This window comes from Enterobacter sp. CM29 (genome assembly GCF_013179605.1).
In the GTDB taxonomy this organism is placed as follows: domain Bacteria; phylum Pseudomonadota; class Gammaproteobacteria; order Enterobacterales; family Enterobacteriaceae; genus Enterobacter; species Enterobacter intestinihominis.
In genome coordinates this window covers 1-4,739 of sequence record NZ_JABMCU010000266.1, presented here as the reverse complement: position 1 = coordinate 4,739, position 4,739 = coordinate 1, and the positions used below count along the sequence as shown (strand labels likewise).

Annotated in this window: 7 protein-coding genes and 1 other annotated feature; of the genes, 4 read left to right on the top strand and 3 right to left on the bottom strand. The window is 52.3% G+C overall.

Translation table 11 applies throughout. The features are described from left to right. The 3 genes from HP459_RS21465 to rluD all read right to left on the bottom strand — a co-directional run. Positions 1–863, bottom strand: an 863-nt coding sequence (locus HP459_RS21465) for a Clp protease N-terminal domain-containing protein (RefSeq protein ID WP_171936807.1), incomplete at its 3' end; no start/stop codon positions are given. A 129-nt stretch (positions 864–992) separates the two neighbouring features. Further along, the gene (gene yfiH / locus HP459_RS21460; protein WP_171932823.1) at positions 993–1,724 is read right to left on the bottom strand and encodes a purine nucleoside phosphorylase YfiH; all 732 of its coding nucleotides are present in this window, start codon (positions 1,722–1,724) and stop codon (positions 993–995) included. Continuing rightward, entirely contained in the window at positions 1,721–2,701 is a 981-nt protein-coding gene (gene rluD, locus HP459_RS21455) for a 23S rRNA pseudouridine(1911/1915/1917) synthase RluD (protein ID WP_022649057.1), read from the bottom strand. The genes yfiH and rluD overlap by 4 nt, the downstream gene beginning before the upstream one ends. 131 nt (positions 2,702–2,832) lie before the next feature. Here rluD and bamD point away from each other — a divergent pair, with 131 nt between their 5' ends. The 4 genes from bamD to HP459_RS21435 form a co-directional block, all read left to right on the top strand. Beyond that, the gene (bamD, locus tag HP459_RS21450; RefSeq protein WP_003863164.1) at positions 2,833–3,570 is read left to right on the top strand and encodes an outer membrane protein assembly factor BamD; all 738 of its coding nucleotides are present in this window, start codon (positions 2,833–2,835) and stop codon (positions 3,568–3,570) included. Positions 3,571–3,837: 267 nt separating this feature from the next. Next, positions 3,838–4,179, top strand: coding sequence for a ribosome-associated translation inhibitor RaiA (gene raiA, locus HP459_RS21445; protein ID WP_006811628.1), 342 nt, complete (start codon positions 3,838–3,840; stop codon positions 4,177–4,179). Between the two features lie 103 nt (positions 4,180–4,282). Further along, positions 4,283–4,408, top strand: a sequence feature (Phe leader region). Next, positions 4,284–4,331, top strand: a complete 48-nt coding sequence (gene pheL, locus HP459_RS21440; protein ID WP_100229775.1) for a pheA operon leader peptide PheL — start codon at positions 4,284–4,286, stop codon at positions 4,329–4,331. (Overlaps the previous feature by 48 nt.) Positions 4,409–4,438: 30 nt before the next feature. Then, the coding region (locus HP459_RS21435) for a chorismate mutase (protein WP_171936806.1) at positions 4,439–4,739 on the top strand (301 nt) is incomplete at its 3' end.

The following is a 4,739-nucleotide window of genomic DNA, read 5'->3' as shown; positions in this document are numbered from 1 at the left end:
TTACCTGCCCCCACCATAGTGTGCAGTTCGTCAATAAACAGGATGACGTTGCCTTCCTGTTTCGCCAGATCGTTCAGCACGCCTTTCAGACGCTCTTCAAATTCACCGCGGTATTTCGCCCCGGCCACCAGCGCGCCCATATCCAGCGCCAGTACGCGACGGCCTTTCAGCCCTTCGGGCACTTCACCATTAACGATACGCTGCGCCAGCCCTTCAACGATGGCGGTTTTACCGACGCCAGGCTCACCAATCAGCACCGGGTTGTTTTTGGTACGACGTTGCAGTACCTGAATAGTCCGGCGAATTTCTTCGTCGCGACCGATTACCGGGTCAAGTTTGCCCTGCTCGGCACGTTCGGTCAGATCGACCGTAAATTTTTTCAAAGCCTGACGTTGGTCTTCGGCTCCCTGGTCGTTCACGCTTTCACCTCCGCGCATTTTCTCAATCGCCTGGGTCACATTAGCGGTGGTTGCACCGGCGGATTTCAGCAGGTCGGTTAAGGTACCGCGTGATTCAAGCGCCGCCAGAACAAACAGCTCTGACGAAATAAAGTTGTCCCCACGTTTTTGCGCCAGCTTGTCGCAAAGGTTCAGTACACGCACCAGATCCTGTGACGGCTGTACGTCGCCACCGGTACCTTCTACCTGCGGTAAACGACTCAGCGCCTGATCGATGGCGGTGCGTAACTGGCCGGCATTAATGCCAGCGGACGTTAACAAAGGACGTACCGATCCCCCTTCCTGATTCAGCAAGGCGCTCATTAAATGAAGAGGTTCGATAAATTGGTTGTCGTGCCCCAGTGCGAGGGACTGGGCATCGGCGAGAGCAAGCTGGAATTTATTAGTAAGACGATCCAGACGCATAACTCCTCCCATAACAGGTCAAATTTGCTACTGGAGATTAAATGAGGTCATCCCTCAATTATTCAAGGTTAATAACCTGAATTATGTGAAAAGAAAACGGCGCGTACCGGATCGTCTTGATTCTTTAGGTTATATCAGCCAAATGAAACTTGCCATACGGCCTGTCGTCTTGTCACGGCGCCAGGAGAAAAAATCACCCTTTTCGGTGAATGTACAGCGATCGCCGCCGAAGATCTGGGTCACGCCGACATTATTAAGGCGCTGGCGGGCAAGCTGATAAATATCGGCCAGATATTTATCGCCGGATGCCACAAACGCATTAACCGCCTGAGGATCTTTTTCCATAAAAGCTTGCCGAACCTCAGGCCCCACTTCAAATGCCTGCGGGCCAATCGCCGGGCCAAGCCAGGCGATGAGATTTGCAGAATCGTCATGGAAGCAGGCAACGGTCTCTTCCAGCACGCCTTCGCACAGGCCTCGCCATCCGGCGTGGGCAGCAGCCACTTCAGTTCCTGCCTTATTGCAGAACAACACCGGCAGGCAATCAGCAGTCATCACCGCGCAAACCGTTCCCGGCGTATTGCTGTACGAAGCATCGGCGCGTTTAGACGCATAGGGCTCCCCCGTCAGCTTCAGCACCGCTTTACCGTGCACCTGCTCAAGCCAGACCGGTTTTGAAGGAAGGTTTCCCGCAGCAAAGAGGCGTTTACGGTTCTCTTCAACGTGCTCCAGGTTATCGCCACAGTGCGCACCGAGGTTCAGAGACTCCCACGCGCCCTGGCTCACGCCACCGATACGGGTTGAACTACAGGCGGCCACGCCTTCAGGCAGTGGCCACGCCGGGACAATCAGTTTGGTCATAACCAGTCCACGTGATCCTTATGTTCTTCGAAATCTGCGCGCATCGCGTCGATAAGTTCCACCATATCCTGTGGGATAGGCGCATGCCATTCCATCTGAATTCCGGTGATTGGGTGGTAAAGACGTAGCATCGTCGCATGCAGCGCCTGGCGATCGAATTTACGCAGCACGGAGATGAATTCATCCGATGCGCCCTTTGGTGGACGCGGACGACCGCCGTAAACAGGGTCACCCACCAGCGGATGGGTAATATGCGCCATGTGCACGCGGATCTGGTGAGTACGCCCGGTTTCCAGACGCAGACGCAGGCGCGTATGAATACGGAAATGTTCCATGATGCGGTAATGGGTTACCGCCGGTTTACCCATCGGGTGCACGGACATATGCGTACGCTTGGTTGGATGACGACTAATCGGCTCTTCCACCGTGCCGCCAGAGGTCATATGACCAATCGCCACCGCTTCATACTCACGGGTGATTTCGCGCAGCTGCAAAGATTCCACCAGTCGAGTCTGGGCGGGGATCGTCTTCGCCACCACCATCAGACCCGTGGTGTCTTTATCCAGACGGTGAACGATACCGGCACGCGGTACGTCAGCTATCGGCGGGTAATAATGAAGGAGTGCGTTAAGTACCGTACCGTCAGGATTACCCGCGCCCGGATGGACGACAAAGTCACGCGGTTTGTTGATGACCAGAATATCGTCATCTTCGTAGACGATATCCAGCGGGATATCCTGCGGCTCGAAGCGGACTTCCTCTTCGATTTCAGCATTGATGGCGACAGCTTCCCCACCAAACACTTTCTCTTTTGGTTTGTCCCAGATCTTGCCGTTTACCAGCACGCGCTGGTCAAGGATCCATTCTTTTATACGTGAACGCGAATAATCAGGGAACAATTCGGCCAAAGCCTGATCTAAGCGTTGACCGAGCTGATTTTCGGAGACTGTTGCGGTGAGTTCTACTCGTTGTGCCATAAACTGCTTCTTCGTTTAACGTTGGGTTTTACGGCTTTGCCGTTTAATATAGTGTGCTATTGTAGCTGGTCTTAATCGGGAGCAGGAACTGAGTTTCTCCCGGACAAACATTTGAGGAAAGTCAAAACGTCATGACGCGCATGAAATATCTGGTGGCAGCGGCCACGTTGAGCCTGGCTTTGGTGGGCTGCTCCGGTTCGAATGAACAGGTCCCTGACAATCCGCCGAATGAAATCTATGCGACTGCACAACAAAAGTTGCAGGACGGTAACTGGAAACAGGCGATAACGCAACTGGAAGCGTTGGATAATCGCTATCCGTTTGGTCCGTATTCACAGCAGGTACAGTTAGATCTTATCTACGCCTACTATAAAAATGCCGATCTGCCGCTGGCTCAGGCAACGATCGATCGTTTCATGCGTCTGAACCCTACCCATCCTAACATCGATTACGTGATGTACATGCGCGGCCTGACTAACATGGCGCTGGATGACAGTGCATTGCAGGGCTTCTTCGGGGTGGATCGTTCTGACCGTGACCCGCAACATGCGCGTGATGCTTTCAATGACTTCTCCAAACTGGTGCGTAGCTACCCGAACAGCCAGTACATTACCGATGCCACTAAGCGTCTGGTGTTCCTGAAAGATCGTCTGGCGAAATACGAGTACTCCGTCGCGGAATACTACACTCGCCGTGGCGCATGGGTTGCCGTGGTTAACCGTGTAGAAGGCATGCTGCGTGATTATCCAGATACCCAGGCCACGCGTGATGGCCTGAAGCTGATGGAGAATGCGTATCGCCAGATGCAGATGACGGCTCAGGCTGACAAAGTGGCGAAAATCATCGCCGCGAACAGCAGCAACACCTGATACCGCTACAACGCATAACGGCAGCCCGCAGGCTGCCGTTTTTTTATTCTTTCAGACTTACGCTGAAGCGGTTTAGCTTCAACACATCCAGTCAACTATGACCGCAATTGCTGGCTTCGACAAGGTAAATCTCACCTCTTCCTGCCCTGCCTCACAAAAAAGATTCCCTGACAAAAACCGACAAAATAACGTGATCTAAATCACACATTTTGACATTAGGTCGGGTATGCTGGAATCACCAAGACGGAAAGACAAGAGGTAAAATTTATGACAATGAACATTACCAGTAAACAAATGGAAATTACTCCGGCAATCCGCCAGCACGTCGCAGACCGTCTCGCCAAACTGGATAAATGGCAAACACATTTGATTAATCCACATATCATCCTGTCCAAGGAGCCGCAGGGTTTCGTCGCTGATGCAACTATCAATACTCCAAACGGCCATCTGGTCGCCAGCGCTAAACACGAGGATATGTACACCGCAATTAACGATTTGATCAACAAGCTGGAACGGCAGCTCAATAAAGTGCAACACAAAGGTGAAGCCCGTCGCGCCACAACATCGGTGAAAGACGCCAGCTTCGCGGAAGAAGTTGAAGAAGAGTAATCCTTTAAATTGAGTGTACCGACAACGCGCCTTCGGGCGCGTTTTTTATTGACAGGATCAAAACAGTACAGGTACTTTAACCCTATCAATTTCAGGATGACCTAATGAAACAGACGCCGTTTTTCTTCGCATTCTTTTTTACCTTCCCCTGACCGGGAGGCGTTTCGTCGTGTGATAAAGAATGCGAAGACGAACAACAAGGCCTCCCACACCGGGAGGCCTTTTTTATTGATAACGATAAAATGAGACAGACAACACTATGACACCGGAAAACCCGCTCCTGGATTTACGCGTAAAAATCAGTGCACTCGACGAAAAGTTACTGGCCCTGCTGGCAGAACGCCGCGCGCTCGCCATTGAAGTGGGCAAAGCCAAGCTGGATTCTCATCGGCCGGTGCGCGATATCGATCGCGAGCGTGATTTACTGGAACGGTTGATACAGCTCGGCAAAGCGCATCATCTTGATGCCCACTACATCACCCGCCTGTTCCAGCTCATCATTGAAGATTCCGTTCTGACGCAACAGGCCCTGCTCCAGCAGCATCTGAACAAAACCAACC